At 64.8% G+C, this 21842-nt stretch carries 15 protein-coding genes and 1 pseudogene; 15 read left to right on the plus strand and 1 reads right to left on the minus strand.

Annotated elements, in window-relative coordinates; genetic code table 11:
* Positions 1-58: 58 nt before the first annotated feature.
* The 8 genes from ATE62_RS01235 to ATE62_RS01270 all read left to right on the plus strand — a co-directional run bounded on the left by ATE62_RS01235 (position 59) and on the right by ATE62_RS01270 (position 12537).
* Positions 59-688, plus strand: a complete 630-nt coding sequence (locus ATE62_RS01235) for a DUF6088 family protein (RefSeq protein WP_197410210.1) — start codon at positions 59-61, stop codon at positions 686-688.
* Positions 681-1718 (plus strand): nucleotidyl transferase AbiEii/AbiGii toxin family protein, encoded by a 1038-nt coding sequence (locus tag ATE62_RS01240; RefSeq protein WP_058454230.1) that lies wholly within the window; start codon positions 681-683, stop codon positions 1716-1718. The genes ATE62_RS01235 and ATE62_RS01240 overlap by 8 nt, the downstream gene beginning before the upstream one ends.
* A 101-nt stretch (positions 1719-1819) precedes the next feature.
* On the plus strand, positions 1820-2626 hold the full coding sequence (locus ATE62_RS01245) for a restriction endonuclease (RefSeq protein WP_037251215.1): 807 nt from the start codon (positions 1820-1822) through the stop codon (positions 2624-2626).
* A 15-nt stretch (positions 2627-2641) separates the two neighbouring features.
* Positions 2642-3421 (plus strand): Hachiman antiphage defense system protein HamA, encoded by a 780-nt coding sequence (locus tag ATE62_RS01250; RefSeq protein WP_027297292.1) that lies wholly within the window; start codon positions 2642-2644, stop codon positions 3419-3421.
* Complete coding sequence (locus ATE62_RS01255) at positions 3405-6923, plus strand: DEAD/DEAH box helicase (RefSeq protein WP_058454231.1); 3519 nt, start codon at positions 3405-3407, stop codon at positions 6921-6923. The genes ATE62_RS01250 and ATE62_RS01255 overlap by 17 nt, the downstream gene beginning before the upstream one ends.
* Before the next feature lie 184 nt (positions 6924-7107).
* On the plus strand, positions 7108-7833 hold the full coding sequence (locus ATE62_RS01260; RefSeq protein WP_207790345.1) for an ImuA family protein: 726 nt from the start codon (positions 7108-7110) through the stop codon (positions 7831-7833).
* A complete protein-coding gene (locus tag ATE62_RS01265) occupies positions 7748-9268 on the plus strand; it encodes a Y-family DNA polymerase (protein WP_058454233.1) in 1521 nt (506 codons plus the stop codon). The genes ATE62_RS01260 and ATE62_RS01265 overlap by 86 nt, the downstream gene beginning before the upstream one ends.
* Positions 9265-12537, plus strand: coding sequence for an error-prone DNA polymerase (locus ATE62_RS01270; protein WP_058454234.1), 3273 nt, complete (start codon positions 9265-9267; stop codon positions 12535-12537). Before ATE62_RS01265 ends, ATE62_RS01270 begins: the two co-directional genes overlap by 4 nt.
* A gap of 119 nt (positions 12538-12656) precedes the next feature.
* Here ATE62_RS01270 and ATE62_RS01275 read toward each other — a convergent pair whose 3' ends face one another.
* The gene (locus ATE62_RS01275; protein ID WP_197422554.1) at positions 12657-14552 is read right to left on the minus strand and encodes a bifunctional diguanylate cyclase/phosphodiesterase; all 1896 of its coding nucleotides are present in this window, start codon (positions 14550-14552) and stop codon (positions 12657-12659) included.
* A 239-nt stretch (positions 14553-14791) separates the two neighbouring features.
* On the opposite strand from ATE62_RS01275, the gene ATE62_RS01280 reads away from it, so the two are divergent.
* The 7 genes and pseudogenes from ATE62_RS01280 to ATE62_RS01310 form a co-directional block, all read left to right on the plus strand.
* On the plus strand, positions 14792-15751 hold the full coding sequence (locus ATE62_RS01280) for an ArdC family protein (RefSeq protein WP_058454236.1): 960 nt from the start codon (positions 14792-14794) through the stop codon (positions 15749-15751).
* Positions 15748-16077: a DUF5983 family protein gene (locus ATE62_RS01285; RefSeq protein ID WP_058454237.1), complete on the plus strand. Its 330-nt coding sequence runs from the start codon at positions 15748-15750 to the stop codon at positions 16075-16077. Before ATE62_RS01280 ends, ATE62_RS01285 begins: the two co-directional genes overlap by 4 nt.
* Positions 16078-16154: 77 nt before the next feature.
* Positions 16155-18281 carry a ParB/RepB/Spo0J family partition protein gene (locus tag ATE62_RS01290; protein WP_058454238.1) on the plus strand — a complete coding sequence of 709 codons (2127 nt, stop codon included), beginning with the start codon at positions 16155-16157 and terminating at the stop codon, positions 18279-18281.
* Between the two features lie 59 nt (positions 18282-18340).
* Positions 18341-18559: a hypothetical protein gene (locus tag ATE62_RS01295; protein WP_027297051.1), complete on the plus strand. Its 219-nt coding sequence runs from the start codon at positions 18341-18343 to the stop codon at positions 18557-18559.
* 68 nt (positions 18560-18627) lie between these two features.
* The gene (locus ATE62_RS01300) at positions 18628-19041 is read left to right on the plus strand and encodes a hypothetical protein (protein WP_027297052.1); all 414 of its coding nucleotides are present in this window, start codon (positions 18628-18630) and stop codon (positions 19039-19041) included.
* Positions 19038-19262: a DUF6117 family protein gene (locus tag ATE62_RS01305; protein ID WP_058454239.1), complete on the plus strand. Its 225-nt coding sequence runs from the start codon at positions 19038-19040 to the stop codon at positions 19260-19262. Before ATE62_RS01300 ends, ATE62_RS01305 begins: the two co-directional genes overlap by 4 nt.
* 223 nt (positions 19263-19485) lie before the next feature.
* Positions 19486-21726, plus strand: a pseudogene (locus tag ATE62_RS01310) (strawberry notch-like NTP hydrolase domain-containing protein); the annotation flags it as partial.
* Positions 21727-21842 lie beyond the last annotated feature (116 nt).

A 21842-nucleotide genomic window follows, 5' to 3' on the forward strand; every position in this document is an offset into this window, starting at 1 on the left:
TCTAGACGAGGAATGCCGCCACTTGCATGTCAGAAAAACTTGCCTTATTTTCTGACATATGAAGACGCTAAACGCCTCAGTCCCCGACCGGCTCATGAAACGCGTCCGCGCCAGCGGACGTGGCAGCGTCTTCACGCCTAGCGACTTCCTCACAGTTGCCGCCCGCTCTTCTGTCGATCAGGCACTCTCCCGATTAGTGAAGGGCGGACAGCTCCGGCGGCTTGCGCGTGGGCTTTACGACTTTCCCAAGCTGCACCCGAAACTTGGGGCGTTGTCACCCGCGCCGGACGATGTCGCCCACGCTCTTGCGCGGGAGACCGGCTCGCAGGTGCAGATCTCCGGAGCGCGCGCAGCGAACGCGCTCGGCCTTTCGACCCAGGTCCCGGCACAAAGCACTTATCTGACCGACGGCCCGTCGCGGCGCGTCGTGCTGGGAAAGCGCGTCGTCGACCTTCGTCACGCCTCGCCCAAGCATCTGATCGCACCGGGCAGCCCCGCCGGGACGGTGGTTCAGGCGCTTCGTCATGTCGGCCCCGTTCGGGCGGCTGACGTCGCGCAGGTCGCGGCGCGCCGGCTTTCGGCCAACGACAAGAAGACGTTGGCCTCAACCGCCGTTCAAGCGCCCGCCTGGATGCGACCCACGCTCGTCTCGATTGCCCACGCAGCGGTGGCCGATATCGATGGATGATGTCGCCCGCCTTCCCACCGACGATCGTGCAGCTCTTTTCGGGGAGACCGGCGCCGGGCGGGGCGTCGCCAATACGATCATCGAAAAGGACTTCTGGGTATGTTGGAGCCTGAAGCGCCTGTTCGGTCTACCGAAGGGCACCACGGCAACCCTCGTTTTTAAGGGCGGCACGTCGCTCTCCAAAGCGTTCAACGCTATTCGCCGATTCTCCGAGGACATCGACTTGTCGTTCGACCGTGCCGAACTCGGATACACCGGCGAGCGCGACCCCGATAAGGAGGGGATCAGCAAGAAGCAGGCGGCTCGGCTGATCGACGACCTAGTCAGCGATGTCGAGCAGCACATCGCCGAGCGACTTCTGCCAGCGCTTCGCGCCGCGATCGTCGAACAACTCGGTGAGCCGACCGAAAGCGAGTGGTCGCTAGAGATAGACGCCGGTGACGCGCAGACCGTCAACTTCCACTATCCGACCGCGCTGCCTACCGCCGAATACGAAGGCATGGCCTACATCACGCCGCGCGTGAAATTCGAGCTCGGCGCGCGCGGCGATCCCTGGCCGACAGAGGAGAAAGTCATCCGCCCCTACGCGGCCGACGACTATCCAGACTTCTTCACCGATCCCGACACCAGCGTGACCGTGCTGTCAGCGAGGCGGACCTTCTGGGAGAAGGCGACCGCGCTCCATGCGGAGGCGCATCGCCCCGCCGGGTCACCCACGCCGCTGTATTTCTCGCGGCACTTTTATGACCTCGCCATGCTTCTCGAGACGGACGACGGCCAAGCCGCCGCTGCCGATCTCGGTTTGCTGGTGCAGGTGGCGCGCCACAAAGCCACGTTCTTTCGTTCGGGTTGGGCCAATTACGAAACGGCACGGCCAGGCACGCTCCAGCTCATGCCGGACGGCGCTCGGGCCAAAGATCTGCGAGCCGATTATCGGGCGATGATGCCGATGATGTTTGACCAGACACCGCTTTCATTCGACGACGTACTCGCGAGAATTGCCGCGCTTGAAAAAACGATCAACAGCTAACTCAAAGCTGTCCGCTGGGGAGAAAGGACATCAGTTCGATTAGATCAATAGACCTGCGCCTCATTGACGACCTCGTCGACTTCGTCCGGGGTCCCGGCTTCGTGCTGGATTTCTCCGATCCCAGCTTCTCGGACTTCTTTGCCTCAGAGCTCAAGGTCAACATAGACGATCCGAAATACTCGGCCAATGGAGGGTCAAAGGGCAAGCGCCTGCGCTATTTCTTGCAGACCTGCGACGATTCGACAGCCGTCCGCGCCTTGACCGCGCTCTGGGAGCATCGCTCCGAATATCTTGCCCGGTCGGGCGGAGCTGACCCCGTCGCGAATGCGGAGGCGCGGTATCAGGGACTGATAAACCGCCTTTCTGGCGGCGCCTCACCCCAACGTCCTGCGGCGAGCCCGTCGCCTCCCCCTGTCGATCGGCAAGCGGTCGCGAAGATTAAGTCCGACCTCCTTCGCGTCACCACGCTCGCACCTCATGCGCGCGGCTATGCCTTCGAAGGATTCCTGAAAGGCCTGTTCGACGCCTTTGGCCTCGCGGCCCAAGAGCCTTTTCGGCTGCGGGGAGAGCAGATCGACGGGAGCTTCCAACTCGGAAGCGAGACCTACCTTGTCGAGGCAAAGTGGCACGGCCAGCCGATGGGCGTCGCCGAGCTGCACACCTTCCATGGCAAGATCGAGCAAAAGGCCGCCTGGACCCGCGGCCTGTTCGTCAGCAACAGCGGCTTCACTGAAGAGGGCCTTTCGGCCTTCGGGCGCGGCAAGCGCGTCATCTGCATGGACGGGCTCGATCTCTACGAGATGCTCGACCGTGAACTCCCACTCACCCAAGTTCTCGAACGCAAGGTGCGCCGTGCCGCTGAAACCGGCTCGCCGTTCATGCGCGTCCGCGACCTCTTTCCTCAATGACCGGGAGGGACGAGGATGGCGCAGTTCAATGACTGGTGCGTCTCTGTCGATGGGCCGGTAGGGACACACCATCGCCGGGTGATGACCGGACAGGCGGCGAGCCTCGCCACCGGCATTCAAGCGACTGCCGCCATCGTACCCGCGCACTACGCCTCGGAAGAACAATTGGCGCGCGCGCTCGCCAGGCTCGGCAAGCCCGCCGCTGCGGCGCTGATCGAAGGCAAACTGCCGACGACCAAGCAAATCCGGTCTGGCGACCTTGGCGAGATCTACGCGACCGAATGGATCGACGCGCATAGCGGCGGCTACCGAGCTCCGATCAAGCGCCTGCGTTGGAAGGACCATCGGAACATGGCGATGCGCGGCGACGACGTGATCGGAATCCTGCAGGACGCCCAGTCGCAGCGCCTGCATTTCCTAAAGACCGAAGCGAAGAGCCGTGCCACGCTCACCGGCCAGGTCCTGACCGACGCGCGTGCTGGCCTAGACAAGGACGGCGGACTGCCTTCGGCGCACGCCCTGTCCTTTATCTCGGCCCGCTTGCTTGAACTCGATAATCTGCCGCTGGCGGATGCGATCGACGACGCGCTACTCAAGCACGGTATTCCGCCGCAGAGCGTCAAGCATTTGCTATTCACATTTTCCGGCAACGCGCCCGAGGCGCTGCTGACCGCTTCCCTTCAAGCCTATCCCGGCGCCATCAACCAATGGGGCATTGGGCTATACATCGACGGGCACGCCGCCTTCATCGGCGCGGTTTATGATCGAGTGATCGCCGATGCCAACAACCCCTGAAGCGATCGCGGCCGACATCGCCGAAGCGGCGACCGCCGGCTTCCGGGGGCGGCTGATCGCACGCGGCCAGGCCCGCGCGATCATCTGGCGCGATGGCGCTCTTCCGGCCGACGCACCGGCCTTCGCGCCCCAACTGAGCTACGATCTTCATTCTTACGCTTATGCCTTGCTGGGCCTTGGCTTGCGCCTTCGCGACTTTGGCGGCGACGCTGCCCAGGCGCGCACCGCCTTCGAGCAGGCGGCCACGGCGCTTGAAGCCGTGATGGCCAAGGGCGACCGCCAGGAGGTCGATCGCGACTTCCATTTCGTCATGGCCGCTGGGGCCTATCACCTCGCCCATCTGTCGGCACGCGCATATTCGCTGCTCGCCATCGTCGAGACCGACGAGAACTTTTCGCCGGTCGAGCGGGCCCTCGCGCAGTTGATGCGCCGCAATTTCGGCGCCCTGCGCTCCAGCGTCCTCGACTATCGCGCCTCCGGCCAAGGCAGCGACGCACGCATCGCCGCAGGCATCCAAGCTCAGCTCGATCAGGCCGAAGCCGTTGCCGCCCCGCCCGAGGACGGCAACGACTTCCTTTTCGACGGTCTCGATATCGCGCTCACCGATGCCTTCATGGCCGCCATGTCGCTCTTCCTGCTCGCTCTCGAACGGGGCGAGCGGCCGCTGATCGACCAAGCGCTCGAACGGCTTCGCACCAGCCTCGCGATCTGCAGCGAGATGAACATGCTGCCGCAATGGTGGGCGCATCGCGTCGCGATCCACCTCCTCTCGGATCTCTGGTCAAGCACCTTTCACGAGAGGGTTCCGCTTCAGCCGGCCGGTGGTGCCGCAGCCGACTGGCAGCCGCTGCGCGAGCTGTTCATCGCATTACTGCAGCGTCGCCCGAAAGCGGAAATCGACCTCTGGCCGTCGCAGACGGAGGCGGCCGCTCGGGCGGCCGACCAGTCCGACGACCTGGTCGTGTCGCTGCCGACAAGCGCCGGCAAGACCCGCATCGCCGAACTCTGCATTCTAAGGTGCCTAGCGGGCGGCAAGCGGGTGGTCTTCGTCACCCCGCTGCGCGCGCTGTCGGCACAGACCGAGACCACGTTGCAGCGGACCTTCGGCCCGCTCGGCAAGACCATCTCGGCCCTATATGGCAGCATCGGCGTCAGCGGCTTCGACGAGGACGCCATCCGCGAGCGCAACATCGTGGTCGCGACGCCGGAGAAGCTCGACTTCGCCCTGCGCAACGACCCCTCGCTCCTTGACGATGTCGGTCTGCTGGTCTTCGACGAAGGGCATATGATCGGCCCCAACGAGCGTGAGGTCCGTTACGAGGTACAGATCCAGCGGCTTCTTCGTCGCCCGGACGCGCAGGAGCGACGGATCGTCTGCCTTTCGGCGATCCTGCCAGATGGCGACCAGCTCGACGACTTTGCCGCCTGGTTGCGGCGCGATCACCCGGGCGGGCTGATCAAGAACGATTGGCGGCCGACCCGGCTGCGGTTCGGTGAAGTGGTTTGGACGTCGCCAACGGCGCGGCTCAACCTGCGGGTTGGCGACGAGCGGCCCTGGGTCCAGCGGTTTCTCACCGGTGCGGCCCCACCCAACTGGATTCCGCCGAAGCGCCGGCGCACCCGTCTCTTTCCCGACGACCAGCGCGAACTCTGCCTTGCGACGGCCTGGCGGCTAGTCGATGATGGTCAGACGGTCCTGATCTTCTGCCCCGAGCGGCGCAGCGTCGAGCCGTTTGCGGACGTCATCGTCGATTTGCATGAGCGCGGCGCCCTGCGCTCTTTGCTCGAGGCCGACCCGAACCTTCTGAACACGGCGATTGCGCTTGGTGAGGAATGGCTGGGCGCCGATAGCGCAATCCTGAAATGCCTTCGCCTCGGTGTCGCCCTTCACCATGGCGCACTCCCCACCGCCTATCGAAAGGAGGTCGAGCGCCTGCTACGCGAGAATGTTCTCAAGGTCACGATCTCATCTCCGACCTTGGCGCAGGGCCTCAACCTCTCCGCCACCGCCGTCGTCATGTATTCCCTTCACCGGGCTGGCGAGCGCATTGAGATCAGCGAGTTCAAGAACGTCATCGGCCGCGCGGGCCGCGCTTATGTCGATGTCGAGGGCATCGTTCTCTTCCCCATGTTCGACGAGATCGCCAAGAAGCGGCGCAACTGGGAAGCCCTCATCACCGACCTCGGCGCGCGCGAGATGGAAAGCGGCCTCGTGCGGCTTGTCGCGATGCTGTTGACGCGAATGCGCTCGCGCATCGGCGGCGACCTCAATCAGCTGGTCGAGTACGTCGTCAACAACGCGGCCGCCTGGACTTTCCCGGAAGTCGCAAACGAGAAGCCCGAAGAACGCGAACGCGCGCTCGCCGATTGGGAACGACATGTCGCAACGCTCGATACGGCGATCTTGAGCCTCATCGGGGAAAACGACATTCCCGATGAGGGCATCGAGACGGCCCTCCACGACATCCTCCAATCCTCACTGTGGCACCGCCGTCTGCAGCGCCAGGACCTGCAGGTTCGACAGGTGCTGAAGGCCGGCCTCGTGTCCCGCAGCCGACTCATTTGGAGTCAGTCGACGGCCGCCGGACGACGCGGCTACTTCCTCGCGGGGGTTGGGCTGACGACAGGCCATGCGCTCGATGCCATCGCCGCCGACGCCAATCTTCTCCTGATCCAAGCTAATGGCGCGATCCTCGAAGGAGACACCGAGGGGGCGATCACTGCGATCGCCGGCCTCGCCGAACGGGTTTTCGCCTTCTATCCCTTCACCCCCGATCCCCTGCCGGCGAACTGGCGCGACATCCTGCGCGCATGGCTGCTTGGCCAACCGCTCGCGGCGCTGGGCGCAGCGCAGGCCTCTGAGACCCTGCAATTTGTAGAGGGTGGCCTCGTCTATCGCCTGCCTTGGGCGATGGAGGCGATCCGCGTTCGGGCGGCCGCCAACGGTGACACGGTCGGCGTTTTCGATCTTCTACTGGAGGATCACGAACTTGGCGCAGCAGTTCCTGCGGTGGAGACCGGCACGCTCAATCGGTCAGCCTCGATCCTGATCCAAGCCGGCTTCAACTCGCGGCTTGCCGCGATCAAGGCAGTCACCGACACCGCAGCGACCTTCACGACGGGACAGGAGCTGCGGGAATGGCTCAATTCGGACGCCGTCGCCGCCTGGAGCGCTCTGCCCGACTGGCCTACCGCAGAGACGAAGGCGATCTGGACGGAGTTCACAAACAGCTTCATGCCCGCTGACAACCGCACCTGGGCTGATCGGCGTTATTGGGCGTCAGTTAACTGGCTTGGAGCGCCGCCGCCTCCGGGCACACCGGTCCAAGTTCATTACTGGGGCGGGCAACCCCGCGTACTTTCTGCCGACGCCGCGCCGCTTGGCACCCTCCAGGCTGCGCTTAATCCAGACCGGATCGGTTTGCTCCGGGCTGTGGTAGCCACGGATGTCGGCAAGATCGACATCGCCTATCTAGGACCGGCAGATATCTCGCCGCCGTAGCGGTCCACGTCTTTTTCACCGGACCGGCTACGCGCGTCCTCTTTCAAGATTGGCTAAAACTCTTCCTGTCCGGAAAACCGGCTTGACTCTCACACGCGCAAGATAGAACAAATAGAGAACATGATGACGAACCCTTATCCGGAGGTCAACTGGAAGCGTGCGGCCCGAACCCGCCATAGAGTCTTTGCGCGCGCAGATCGAGAAGATCGAAGGCCGGAGTCGGCGCGCCAAATCGGTTCTCCCGTTTGGGATTGCCGACGTCGACTCACGACTCCCCGGTGGCGGGTTGGCGCTTGGCGCGCTGCATGAGATTGCAGGCGGTGGGAATGGCGCGGTCGATGGTGCTGCAGCAGCCTTGTTCAGCGCGGGCGTCGCGGCTCGAACCAAGGGCAAGATCCTCTGGTGTATCACCCGTCCGGACCTGTTCGCGCCGGCGATCGCCCAGGCAGGTCTTGCGTCAGATCGCGTAATCTATCTCGAAGCCGGCGATGACAAGACCGTGCTGGCCTGCATGGAGGAAGGGTTGCGCCATGGTGGTCTAGGGGCGGTTCTCGGTGAGGTGGCCCGGCTTTCCATGACAGCCTCGCGCCGCCTGCAGTTGGCAGCCGAGGGCAGCGGATCGATCGGTATCGCGCTGCGGCGTTGGCGACGACAGACCGAAGCCACTGATTTCGGCCAACCCACCGCCGCGATGACACGCTGGCGCGTGTCTATGGTGCCATCGACACCTCTGCCTGTTCCGGGCGTAGGGCGTGCCCGCTGGCTGGTCGAACTGATCCGCGCACGCGCGGGCGAGAGTGCAGATTTCGAGTTGGAGGCGTGCGATGACACGGGTCGTCTCGCTCTTCCTGCCGAGCTGGTCCACCGACCGGCTTCGGCGGAAGGCTGGCGACGCGGCGCCTCCGGCTGAGGCGCCGCTCGTCCTGATTGGCCGGGAAGGAAACAGGCGGGTGGTGCTGGCGGCGAATGCTGCTGCCGTGGCCGCCGGCCTTCGCCCCGGCATGCCTGTGACCAAGGCTCAGGTCCTGGTGCCAGACCTCATCGTGCAAGATGCCGAGCCGGCAGCCGATGTGGAGGCACTTGATCGGCTCGCCACCTGGCTCCTGCGCTACGCGCCTGTCGTGGCCCCTGATCCTCCAGACGGGATCATCATCGACTCGACCGGAGCCGATCACCTTCACGGCGGCGAAGCTGTCATGCTGGAGGGCCTGATCGGTAGGCTGGCCATGTCCGGTATCGCCGCTCGCGGTGCGATCGCCGACAGCTGGGGCGCGGCCCACGCCTTGGCCCGGTTTGCAGCCCGCGCGACGATAATCGCTCCTGAACGTCATGATGCATCGCTGTTGGAACCGCTTCCGCTGGCCGCGCTGCGCATCGACGCTTCGATAGTCGCGGCGCTGCGGACGCTTGGCTTTGAAACCATCGGCGATATCCTCGCGCAGCCGCGCGCGCCGCTCACCCTGCGCTTCGGTCCAGCGATCGGCCGCCGTATCGATCAGGCGCTTGGCGATCTGTCAGAGCCGATCGATCCGATTCGACCCGCCGACCTGATCGAAGTGCGCAGGTCGTTCGCGGAACCGATTGGCGCGGCGGAGACCATCGCCCGCTACATCGCCAAGCTCGTCGATCAGCTCTGCGACCGCCTCGAGGCAGCGGGTCTCGGCGCACGACGCCTCGACCTTATCTGCCACCGTGTCGACAGTCGCTCACAGGCGGTCCGGGTTGGAATGGCAACGCCGGTCCGGGATGCAAAGCGCCTGACGCGCCTCCTATGCGACAAGATCGAGACGATCGAGCCCGGCTTTGGAATCGAGGTGATGACGCTTGCAGCCAGCGTCGCCGAGCCGATCGAGCGCCGGCAAACCGTTAGTTCGCTTATCGAGGAGAGTGTGCCGGACGTCTCGGACCTGATCGATACGCTCATGAACCGGGTGGGCGAGCAGGCGCTCTATCGGCTGGCGCCGGTTGCGAGCGACGTCCCGGAACGCTCCGTTGCCCGCATTCCGGCGATGGCCGCCGATACGGGCGCAGCATGGCCCGGCCATTGGCCGCGGCCCTCGCGTCTGCTGGCCCATCCGGAGCAGGTCGAGACTGTAGCGCTCTTGCCTGATCATCCGCCCGTTTCATTCACCTGGCGCGGCGTGCGTCGCCGACTGCGCCGGGGTGATGGACCGGAGCGCGTGTTCGGAGAGTGGTGGAAGCGCGACGCCGAATTGGTCGCCGTCCGAGACTATTTTCGGGTCGAGGACGACGCCGGCGAACGCTACTGGCTTTATCGTGCCGGTGACGGCGAAGACACGGCGACGGGGTCGCACCGCTGGTTCATCCACGGGGTCTTCGGATGAGCTCACCTCGCTACGTCGAACTGCAGGTCACCTCACACTTCAGCTTCCTGCGCGGCGCGTCCTCCTGCGAGGAACTGTTTGCGCAAGCGGCCTTGGCTGGGATCGAGGCCGTCGCCATCGTCGATCGGAATTCGCTCGCCGGCGTCGTCCGTGCTCATGAAGCGGCCAAGACGACCGGCGTTCGCCTGATTGTCGGTTGCCGGCTCGACCTCTCTGACGGGACATCCGTGCTCGTCTATCCAACGGATCGACCCGCTTATTCGCGCCTCTGCCGTCTTCTGTCCCTGGGCAAAAAGCGAGGGGGCAAGGCCCGGTGCGTCCTCGAATGGCCTGATCTCGTCGCGTATGGCGAAGGCCTGATCGTCGCGCTCGTACCCGACCTGGCGGATGACGAGTGCGAGTTCCGGCTGCGGCGATTGCGGGACGCTTTCGGCGACAGAGCCTATCTCGCGCTCACCTTGCGCCGCCGGCCAAACGATCAGCTCCGACTGCATGAGCTTTCGAACATGGCCACACAGATGCGCGTGCCCACCGTGGTGACGAACGACGTCCTCTTCCACGAGCCGGCCCGGCGGATCCTGCAGGACGTAGTCACATGCATCCGGCACAACGTCACGATCGATACGCTTGGCGATCGGCGAGAGCGACATGCCGATCGCTACATCAAGCCGCCGGACGAAATGCATCGTCTGTTCAGCCGCTATCCCGAGGCCCTTGCCCGGACGCTGCAGATCGCGGACCGCTGCCGCTTCAGCCTCGACGAGCTTGCCTACCAGTATCCGGAAGAGCGCGACGATCCCGCACTCACACCCCAGCAGACGTTGGCAAAGCTCACCTGGGAGGGCGCGGCTGAACGCTATCCCGAGGGCGTACCCGAGAGCGTGACCGCCGCCCTCCAGCATGAGTTGCGGTTGATCGAGAAGCTGGACTACGCGCCTTATTTCCTGACCGTGAACTCCATCGTTCGCTTCGCGCGGTCAAAGGACATTCTGTGTCAGGGTCGTGGGTCGGCCGCCAACTCCGCCGTCTGTTACGTTCTTGGCATCACTTCGATCGATCCTGGCCGCAACGACCTGCTGTTCGAGCGTTTCATCTCCGAGGAACGGCGCGAGCCGCCCGACATCGACGTCGATTTCGAACATGAGCGGCGCGAAATCGTCATGCAATGGGTGTTCGAGACCTATGGCCGGGAGCATGCCGCGCTGTGCTCGACCGTCATCCGGTATCGCACCAAGGGTGCGTTGCGGGACGTCGGCAAGGCGCTCGGACTGCCCGAAGACCTGATCGGCACGCTGTCGTCGCAGGTGTGGGCGTGGTCAGAGGAAGGCGTTGAGAAGCGCCACGTCGAGGAGTTGAATCTCAACCTCGCAGACCGGCGCCTTCGGATGACGCTCGATCTTGCCCGGCAACTGATGGGCGCTCCGCGCCACCTCAGCCAGCACCCTGGCGGCTTCGTGCTCACCCATGACCGCCTCGACGATCTCGTGCCGATCGAGCCCGCGTCGATGGTCGATCGTCAGGTCATCGAATGGGACAAGGACGATATCGACGCTCTCAAGTTCATGAAGGTCGACGTCCTGGCGCTCGGCATGTTGACCTGCATGAAGAAGGGGCTCGATCTACTCGCCGAGCACAAGGGCGTAAACCTCGATCTGGCGACCATCCCTGCGGAGGATCCACGCACCTATGCGATGATCCGGAGGGCCGATACGCTCGGCACCTTCCAGATCGAAAGCCGCGCGCAGATGTCCATGCTGCCGCGCCTGAAACCGCGTACCTATTACGACCTCGTCGTTCAGGTCGCCATCGTCCGGCCTGGGCCGATCCAAGGCGACATGGTTCACCCCTATCTTCGTCGCCGGGAGGGGCTGGAGCCCGTCCACTATCCAAAGCCGGAGCTCGAGAAGGTTCTGGGCAAGACGCTCGGCGTTCCCCTGTTCCAGGAGCAGGCGATGCGCGTCGCGATCGAATGCGCCGGGTTCACGCCCGGGGAAGCCGACATGCTGCGCAAGTCGATGGCGACCTTCAAGTTCACCGGGGGTGTATCGCATTTCCGGGACAAGCTGATCGCCGGCATGGTGGCCAATGGCTACGACGCTGCCTTCGCCGAGCAGACCTTCAAGCAACTCGAAGGCTTCGGTTCTTACGGCTTTCCGGAAAGCCACGCAGCCTCTTTTGCGCTTATCGCCTACGCGTCCGCTTGGCTGAAATGCTGGCACCCCGACGTTTTCTGCGCGGCGCTCCTGAACAGCCAGCCCATGGGGTTCTACGCGCCGGCCCAGATCGTACGCGATGCACGAGATCATGGCGTCGAAGTGCGACCGGTGTGCGCCAATGCGTCCCGTTGGGACTGCACGCTTGAGCCGATCGATGATGACGGCCGATTTGCTGTCCGGCTGGGCCTGCGCATGGTCAAGGGTCTGGCAAACGCCCATGGCGCGGCGATCGTCGCTGCCCAGGCGGGTCATCCCTTCATGTCGGTGGACGACCTCTGGCGCCGAGCTGGCGTGCCCGTGGGCGCATTGACGCAGATCGCTGAGGCAGACGGTTTCCGGCCGCCCTTTGGTCTCGCTCGTCGGGAAGCGCTCTGGGCAATCAAGGCGCTTCGGGATGAACCATTGCCGCTCTTTGCTGCGGCCTCGGCCCGCGAAGCGGAAATCGTGCCCGAGATTGCCGAACCGGCCATCGTTCTCCGACCCATGACGGCCGGTGGCGATGTCGTCGAAGACTACCGCCACGTCAGCCTCTCTCTACGGGATCACCCCGTATCCTTCCTGCGGCAGGACTTGCGGCGGCGCCGAATGGTCACCTGCCTCGAAGCTATGGAAGCGCGTGACGGCCGGTGGCTCGAAGCGGCCGGCATCGTGCTGGTCCGACAGCGTCCGGGGTCTGCCAAGGGCGTCATGTTCATAACGCTGGAAGACGAAAGCGGCATCGCGAACCTCGTGGTCTGGCCGAAGGTCTTCGAGCAGAACCGTCGCATAATCCTTTCAGCGGGCATGATCGCGGTGCGCGGTCGCGTGCAGCGCGAGGGGGAAGTGGTCCATCTCGTCGCCCAGCGGCTCACAGACCTCTCCGCTGCCCTGGCGAGCGTCGGCGATCGGGAGACAGCCTTCCCCTTACCGCATGGTCGGGGCGACGAGTTTCACCATGGCTCGCCTATGCCCGATCCACGCGGCTTGCCGCCTCGGACTGTTCGGCCGCGCGACATTTTCATTCCGGACCTCCACCTGGACACGATCAAGGTGAAGACGAGAGATTTCCGTTAAAAGTTACAGAAGCTGCGGAGAGCGTCGTCTCCAACATCGGCGACCATAGTGCGAACTTACAATCCTGCCCGCGCTGCGGAGTTACGCTTGTGCACGGATACGCATTTACGGCGCACCGCTTATCTCGTTGAAACGCGGCGCCTAGAGATACGGTCACCCTGGCCGGCCGATTGCCGAGCAGCGTAAAGCGGCATCGTTCCGATGCCGCCCGCTTCATGCCGATGGAGTAGCGTGCCGGTCGCGTCTCGGTCGCCGGGATACGCGAACGCGTAGCCCTGTCCAAGCGCACAGCCCATCGCCCAGAGCTGACTCGCCTGAACCTCGGTCTCGATGCCGACCGCGACCACGGCGACGCCAAGACGGCGGGCGATCTCGATTAGCCCTTCCACAATGATGGTGCTCGGATCGTCAGGCCACAGCCGGGCGACAAATGCCCGGTCGATCTTGATGATATCGACCGGCACATTCACCAGATGCGTCAGCGAGGCGTAGCCCGTGCCGAAGTCGTCGAGGGCGACGCGCACCCCGGCCGCACGCAACACTTCGATCTCCCGCGCTACGACCCGATCATTCCGACCGAGATAGACGTCCTCGCTTATCTCCAACACGATCTTGTTCAGGTCGATGCCACCTTTGGAGAAGGTCTCGGAGACCTTCTTGGCGAGGCTGCCCGTGTAGAAATCCGCTGTCGATACGTTCAGGCTGACCTGCTCGACGAGCAGTCCCGCGTTTTGCCAATGACCTATGTCGGAAGCGACGATTGCCATCATGCGGGCCGTCAACTCGGAGGCGACATGAGCGTCAGTCGTTGCTTCCTGGAAAGAGCCGGCAGGAAGAAGATCGCCGCTTCGCGATCGCAGTCGGCACAGGGCTTCGAGTCCCACGATGAGGCCGGTGTCCAGCCTCAGGATCGGCTGGTAGTGCGCCTCGATACGATTTTCGGTCAAGGCTTCCGAGACATCACGGATCGCGGCGCGCCGGCTTGAGATCCGCGAGCCGATGCCGGGCCAGTAGCGAACGAAGCCGCCACGGCCCGTCTCCTTCGCATGGTAGAGCGCGAAGTCGGCCGCTTCTCCGACGCTCGTCGCTGTGCGTTCGGTCTTGCTCAACGTCGCGCCGCCGATGGTCGCGCGAGGTACGACGGTGTGTCCGTCGCAGTCCGCCGCCACCTCAAGCTCGTCGAAGACGCGTTCGGCCGCAGCATTCAGGTCGGCGACATTTGTCGGCTGCTGGAGGATGACCGCGAATTCGTCGCCTCCTATCCGATAGGTGACGTCCGGCGCCATCGCGCGAGCGATACGCGCCGACGCGGCACGGATCAGAGCGTCGCCCGCCAGATGGCCGAACGTGTCGTTGACGATCTTGAGGTTGTCGAGGTCGATGATGAACAGTGCCCACGACCCGACATCGTCGCAGCGAAGCTGAGCCATCGCGCCGTTATAGGCTGCCCTGTTGGCCAAACCGGTCAACGCATCGACATTCGCTCGACGATCCCGATCGAGCGTACTCTCGTGTCTGCGGAAGGCTGTCTCGCAGAGTTCTACGCAAGCTTCAGCCACGTCTCGCTCGACATCTGCGACCTGGCGCGCACCGTGAAAATAGAGGTTCAGCACCGCTAGCGTGTCGCCTGCCGCCCCAAGCACAGGCAGTGACCAACACGCCGATACGCCAAGTCCATGAATGATCGCCGCACTATGGGAGGCGCGAGGGTCGGACGCTAGATCCTCCAGCAGCACTGGCTTGCGCGAAGACGCGGCTCTCCCGGGTGCATCGGTGTTGGGGCCGATCGCAACCCCGTCATGCGCCTGGCTATAGGCTTCCGGGAAGCTCGGTGCCGCTAACGGCCGCATTGCGCCCGTTCGATCGATGGCGAACACCGAACAGAGCACACCGGGCCACGTCTTTTCGACCCGCAAGCAAAGTTGCCGCATCGTGTCGAAGAGCGGCTCACCGTTCGCGATCATTCGTAGAATTTCGTTCTGAAAGCGCAGCAACGACGGGTCACCCAGGAACACACTTCGCCAACGCTGATGGTAATCGCTGTTCGCTTAACGGCTGACCTCTGAACACGATAAACATTTCATTATCCTACGCGGGGGGAAGGCCTTCCCCTTCGGCCGAGCCCAAGGTCTCTGCCGACCCCTTCTGCGGGGAGACCCCGCAACGCCCCCCGAGAGTGAGAGTGCGGACCGGATTGCCGTGACGGGTTTAGGGCTGGGAGAGAAGCTTCCGGCGCCCGTCGCGGAGATCCGCGATGTCCAGACGAACTGCTTCGCCACGCCCAGGCCAGGACCGGGCGAACCTTTACGACGAGATTACCGATAAGATCGTCGCCGAGCTGGAGGCCGGTCGCGTGCCTTGGGTCCAACCGTGGGGAACGACGGCCGCAAAGGCCCCGCTTGCCATGCCGAAAAACGCTTCCACGGGCCGGCACTATTCGGGCATCAACATCCTGATCCTCTGGGGCGCCGTGGTCGAACACGGCTTTCCGGGCCAGAGCTGGCTCACCTTCCGTCAAGCACTCTCGCTCGGCGGCAATGTCCGCAAGGGCGCGCGCGGTACGACCGTCGTCTATGCGGACCGCTTCACGCCAGAAGACGAGAAACGCCGCGCCCGCGAGAGCGGTGAGGACGCGCAGGCGATCCCGTTCCTGAAGCGCTTCACCGTCTTCAACGCAGCCCAGTGCGAGGGCCTGCCGGAGGACGTCACGGTCAATGCGCCGCCGCCGCCGCAGGGGATGATCGAACCACAGGTCGAATCGCTGATCCGCGCCTCAGGCATAGACTTTCGCATCGCCGGTGATCGGGCGTTCTACGTGCCTGCGCTCGACTATGTGCAGGTCCCTCCGCCACAAGCCTATTTCGAGCCGATCAACTGGCACCGCACGGCCCTGCATGAACTCGGACACGCGACGGGTCACTCGAGCCGAGTGGGCCGCGACCTGACCGGCGGCTTCGGCACCAAGAAATACGCGTTCGAGGAATTGGTCGCCGAAATGAACGCAGCCTTCTGCTGCGCTTCACTCGGCATCGTGCCCACCGTCCGCCACGCCGACTATATCGGCTCGTGGCTGCAGGTCCTGCGCGAGGACAACCGCGCCATCGTTCGGGCCGCAAGTCAGGCGAGCAAGGCGGCCGACTGGCTGCTGGCGCATGCGCCGGAGGCCGCTGCCCGCGACGTTGCCGCCGATGCACTTGAAAGGAGGGCGGCATGAGCATGATCACGTACCCGCTCCGGGTCTTCTTCGATTGCTCGACCGCTCACCTCTCGGAAGCGTCGAGCACCTATCTGAATGTTCACGTCGATCAGGGCGACGAGCTTGTCGCGGCGACACCCTACGGCTGGTTCATCTGGGTCGGAGAAGGCGACCGCGATAATCTCCCCGCCGATCTGGTGGGGATTGCCGAATACGCGCGGCGCCTCGGCGCGGAATACATCCTGTTCGACCGGGATGCGCCTGAGGATGAGGCGCTTGCCAGATTCCTTGGTCGCGCCGATGCCCTTCCGGGGTCTCGCCGGGCGCGCCCAGGAGGAGAGTGAGAGGGAGGACGGGTTTTTCGTGACGGGTTGGAGGTCGAGAGAGAGTCTCTTGGCCGCCCGTCGCGGAGTACATCCCGATGGCTGTTGCAGCTCAAAAGATCGTCCTGTCGCCCTCGCGCGACATCCCCTTCAACAAGCTGGTCCTGAGTCAGTCGAACGTCCGGCGCATCAAGGCTGGTGTCTCGATCGAGGACCTGGCGGCCTCGATCGCCCGGCGCGGCCTGATCCAGAGCATCAGCGTTTTCCCGGTCGTCGATGCCGAAGGCAACGAGACCGGCATGTTCGAGGTCCCAGCCGGCGGACGCCGGTTCCGTGCGCTGGAGCTGCTGGTGAAGCAGAAGCGCCTCGCCAAGGTGTCGCCGGTGCCGTGCGTGGTGCGCGAGCGCGACAGCGCGATCCTCGCGGAAGAAGTCTCGCTCGCCGAGAATATCGAGCGCGCGCCGCTCCATCCCCTCGACCAGTTTCGCGCCTTTCAGGACATGCGCGACAAGGGCATGACCGAGGAGGAGATCGCCGCGGCCTTCTTCGTGCAGGCCCAAGTCGTCAAACAGCGGCTGCGGCTTGCTTCGGCGTCGCCAGCGCTGCTCGAGGTTTATGCCGAAGACGGCATGACGCTGGAGCAGCTCATGGCCTTCACCGTGTCGGGCGACCACGCCCGTCAGCAGCAGGTCTGGGACGCGATCAAGGACGCCTGGTCGAAGGAGCCTTACCAGATCAGGCGCATGCTGACCGAGACAACCGTTCGCGCCGCGGACAAGCGCGCGGTTTTCGTGGGAATCGAGACCTATGAACAGGCGGGAGGCATCGTCATGCGCGATCTCTTCCAGTCCGATGATGGCGGCTGGCTGCAGGACGCGAGCCTGCTCGACCGCCTGGTCGCCGAAAAGCTCAAGGCCACCGCCGAGTCGATCGCCGCCGAAGGCTGGAAGTGGATCGAGGTCGCGGTCAGCTTTCCCTACGACACGACGCGCGGCCTGCGGGAATTGCAGGGCGAGCCGCTCGACCTTTCGGCCGAGGAACAGGCGACCATCGAGGCGCTCAATGCCGAGTATCAGAAGCTCGAAGCCGAGTATGAAGGCGCCGACGAACTGCCGGACGAGGTAGACCAGCGCCTCAGCGAGATCGAGACGGCGCTCGCAGCCTTCGAGACCCGGCCGATGCGCTACGAGGCGGACGACATCCCGCGCGCGGGCGTCTTCATCAGCGTCGCCCATGACGGCACCCTCGCCATCGACCGTGGCTACGTGCGGGCGGAGGATGAAGCACCGATCGATCCAGAGGTCGAGAACGGCGTGGACGCCGACGGCGATTTGGCCGAGCCGTCGGTGCAGAGGGCGGTCATCACCATCGGCGGCCAGCCTGCCGAGCCCGAGGACGACGAGGATGACGGCGTCATCAAGCCGCTGCCGGAGCGCCTGGTGATCGAGCTGACGGCCTATCGCACGCTCGCGCTGCGCAACGCCGTCGCGGAGAACCCGCACGTAGCTATGACGGCGCTCCTCCACAAGCTCGTCTCGGACACCTTCATGACCCGCATGTATACGGGCACCATGGAAGCCGGGGTGAAGCACGTCTTCTTCCCGGCCCAGGACGATGCGCTGAAGGACAGCCCGTCCGCCCGTGCGGTGCAGGACCGCCACGCCGCCTGGGCTGGCGATATCCCGAAGGACGATGCAGCCTTGTGGGACTGGCTCGCCGACCTGGATGAGCCCAGCCGCATGGCTCTCCTCGCGCATTGCGTCAGCTATGGCGTGAACGCGCTCTATGAGCGGCCGAACCCGCATAGTGGCAGCGGTGTATCCCAGCATACCCTCGACATGAGGCTTTCGCAGGCCGACCGACTGACGAAGGCGACAGGCCTCGATCTGGTCGAGGCCGGCTGGCGACCGACCTTCGGCAACTACCTCAACCGGGTGACCAAGCCCCGCATCTTGCAGGCGGTCCGCGAGGGCGCCGGCGAGCAAGCCGCACAACTCATCGACCATCTGAAGAAGGGCGACATGGCGAAGGAGGCCGAGCGCCTGCTGGCGGACACCGGCTGGCTGCCGGAGCCGCTGCGCGTGGTCGCCGAGGGTGAGGTGTCGACGGCGGAAACCCAGACCGGAGGCGAGGATGATGGGGCGGCGTTGCCCGACTTTCTCGCGAGCGATGACGAGGAGGCCGCTGGCGAAGACGATGAACGCCACCTCGTCGCGGCCGAATGATCGCTCTGGCGGGGCGGCTTTGGCCGCTCCGTCTATTCCCCCAATCGAGGAGCTACGCCATGTCGCAATCCAGCCCGGCGCCCCGGCGCGTCGTTTTCCAGTATCTCGTTCCCGTGCATGTCGAGGTCGAGGACGGGCTAGTTGCCTGCGTCACCGTCATCGATGAGACGCCAGTCCGCGATCCCACCATCGTCGAAGGCGATCCCGCCTATCTCGGCGAGGCAGTGCAGGCCGCCGACGACGGTCAAGACTGGCCGTCCTGGCGGTTCGGCTACTAGCCGGACAGTCTTTCGATCCCTCCCAAGCCCGGCCCAGCGCCGGGCTTTTTTCGTTTCAGGAGTCCGCCATGACCGATTTTCTCACCCGCTTTTCCTGCCTGCTCGACGTCGGCACTGCCGCCAACGCGACGCGCGCCTTCGACATCTACACCACGCTGATGGCCGAAAACTCCCGCGAGGATCCCCCGGCCGAGCCGTTCCTGCTCACCCTTTCGCCCGAATTCGGATCGGCTCGCCTGTGGCTGCGCGATCCTGGCAGCGCTGACCAGCAACTGGTGATCACCTTCGTTACCCGCTGCGCCGCGGCCTTCGGCCTGACCGGACATTGGGGCTTCCAGTGGGCGAATATTGCCTCGGACCCCGTAATCGACGGCTTCTCTGGCGGCGCCCATCTGCTCGATCTTTCGACCGGCCGGACGCTCGAATGGATCAGCACCGGACGCTGGCTCGCCGATCGACTTCCTCAGGGAGCCGCGCGATGAGCATTCCCGATCATGCCCGTGCCAATTTCGAGACGCTGCTGCACGCCGCGACCAGCGGCGACCTGGCGCTAATTGAATGCACCGAGATCGCAACGGGCGAGGTTCGCTACGTCATCTGCGCCGTTGGACGTGACGACGGCGACTACGTTTTTACGCCCTTCGGCCATCTGGCCGACGGCAACCCCTTCGAGCTCTACCGTCCACCCGATGCCTCGCCCTGAGGCGGGCGCTCGGACGGATTCGCGACAATAGTGCGATCCTTCGCCGGGAACGGCGCATCGCCCGCCGGCACGCGCAACTGCCGAAGACGTGCTTCCCGCAAGCCGGAGCGATGGTCGCTGACCGCGTCAGAGTGAGAGGTCGGCCGGGACGGGGTTGAGCCCGTCCGGTCGAGAGAGAGCGCCGGGCCGGCTCGTCCGTTCTTGCTCTCTCGAGGTTCCCTCCATGCTTTACGCTCCCGTCTCCGGAGCCGCCCCGGCGGCCTCGCTTCCGCTCGCGCCCAACGCGCCGCCGGCCGCCGCCATTCTCGCCGCCGCCGGCCATCTCCTTCCTCATCTCGAACAGGGCCGCGCGATCGATGCCGCGATACTGCGCTCGGCCATGGAACAGGCCTTCGGCGCGTCCGACGCTAGCGGCGCCTGGGACTGGAAGACGGCCTATGACGCCTGCGAAGCGGCAACCATCCTCTTCATGCGCAAATACGGAAAGCCGCTTTTCCGCAAAGCCGCGTCTCCGGAAGCACGGCTCGCAGCGCTGAGCAAGATCGCCGGGCTGCTGCCGACGCACACGCGCCGGTCCGAGGAGGCTCAGGCCCGTCAGCAGTTCTCGACGCCGACGCCGCTTGGTCTCGCGGCCTTGACCGCCGCAGCGCTCACGTCCGCTGACCGGGTACTGGAGCCCTCGGCCGGCACGGGCCTGCTTGCGATCCTTGCCGAGATCGAAGGCTCCGATCTCATCCTCAATGAGCTGGCCGAGACCCGCGCCGATCTTCTTGCCGCTCTCTTTCCAGCTCATTCGGTCACGCGTTTCGACGCCGCGCAGATCGATGATCATCTCGACCGCGCCGCCATTCCCAGTGTCATCATCATGAACCCGCCGTTCTCGGTCATGGCGGCCGTCTCAGGACGCGTCGCCGACGCCGCCTATCGCCATATCGCTTCCGCTCTGGCGCGGCTCGCGCCGGGCGGCCGGTTGGTCGCGATCACCGGCGCAAATTTCTCGCCCGAGCTGCCGGCCTGGCGGGACCGCTTCGCCCGGCTGCAGGAGCGCGGCCGCGTCGTGTTCAGTGCGGCGATCGCGGGCTCTGTCTATGCCAAGCACGGCACGACCATCGAAACCCGCCTGACCGTCATCGACAAGGCGCCGGCCGAGGATTTTGCACGCTTCCCGGCATCCCCCGGCATCGCGCCCGACGTGGCGACGCTCCTCGCTTGGATCGAACGCGACTTGCCCCCGCGCATGGCGGTCGCGCTGCCCAAGATTTCCCCGGACACGGCGCCGCGCACCGTTCGCGGCTATCTCGCCAAGGCCGCAGCATCCACCCCCGCCCGGCCGACGGCTGAGATCAAAGGCATGCCGCTTGACTATGAGACCGTCGAGCGGATGCCTCCAGAAGAATGCCGACTGTCTGACTCGATCTATGAGGCCTATGCGCTCCAGTCGGTCCGCATCCCGGAGGCGCAGCCTCATCCCACGAAATTGGTACAGTCGGCCGCCATGGCGTCGGTCGCGCCGCCGAAGCCGAGCTATCGCCCGACGCTTCCAGCCGCGGTCGTCACCGAGGGCGTTCTGTCCGACGCCCAGCTCGAGACGGTGATCTACGCCGGCGAAGCTCATGGCGAACACCTCGCAGGCGCCTGGACCGTGGACGAGACCGGCGATCTCGTCACCGCCGCGCCGGACGACGCGCCAAACGCCGTCCGCTTCCGGCGGGGCTTTATGCTCGGCGACGGGACCGGCGCCGGCAAGGGCCGTCAATCCGCTGGCATCATCCTCGACAACTGGCTGCAGGGTCGCCGCAAGGCAGTATGGATCTCGAAGTCCGACAAGCTGCTGGAAGACGCGCAACGCGACTGGTCGGCGCTCGGTATGGAGCGTTTGCTGGTCACGCCGCTATCGCGTTTCCCTCAGGGCACGCGGATCCGTCTCAACGAAGGCGTCCTTTTCACCACCTATTCCACGCTACGGTCCGACGACCGTGGCGAGAAGCTTTCGCGGGTCAAACAGATCGTCGAATGGTTGGGCTCCGACTTCGATGGAGTCATTATTTTCGACGAGTCGCACGCAATGCAGAACGCCGGCGGCGGCAAGGGAGAACGGGGCGATGTTGCGCCCTCACAGCAGGGCCGTGCCGGGCTCCGGCTCCAGCACGCGCTGCCAAATGCGCGCGTTGTCTACGTCTCTGCCACGGGCGCGACAACCGTCCACAATCTCGCCTATGCCCAGCGGCTCGGCCTGTGGGGCGGTGACGATTTTCCCTTCGCTAACCGCGCCGAGTTCGTGGAGGCCGTCGACAATGGCGGTGTCGCGGCCATGGAGGTGCTTGCCCGCGACCTGCGCGCCCTCGGCCTCTACACGGCCCGGTCGCTCTCCTATGACGGTGTTGAATACGAACTGGTCGAGCACCAGCTTACGCCCGCGCAAACCCGCATCTACGATGCGTACGCCGGCGCCTTCGCGATCTTATGCGCAGCTCGCCATAAGATGCTTTATCGCGAGGAAGCGGTAATGCGGAGGAACGCGGCGTAGTCCTGCAAAGCTGCGGAACATTTCGCCACGTCCTTCACATTATTCTATAGGGT

Origin of the sequence: Sphingopyxis sp. HIX (assembly GCF_001468285.1) — a bacterium.
GTDB lineage: Bacteria > Pseudomonadota > Alphaproteobacteria > Sphingomonadales > Sphingomonadaceae > Sphingopyxis.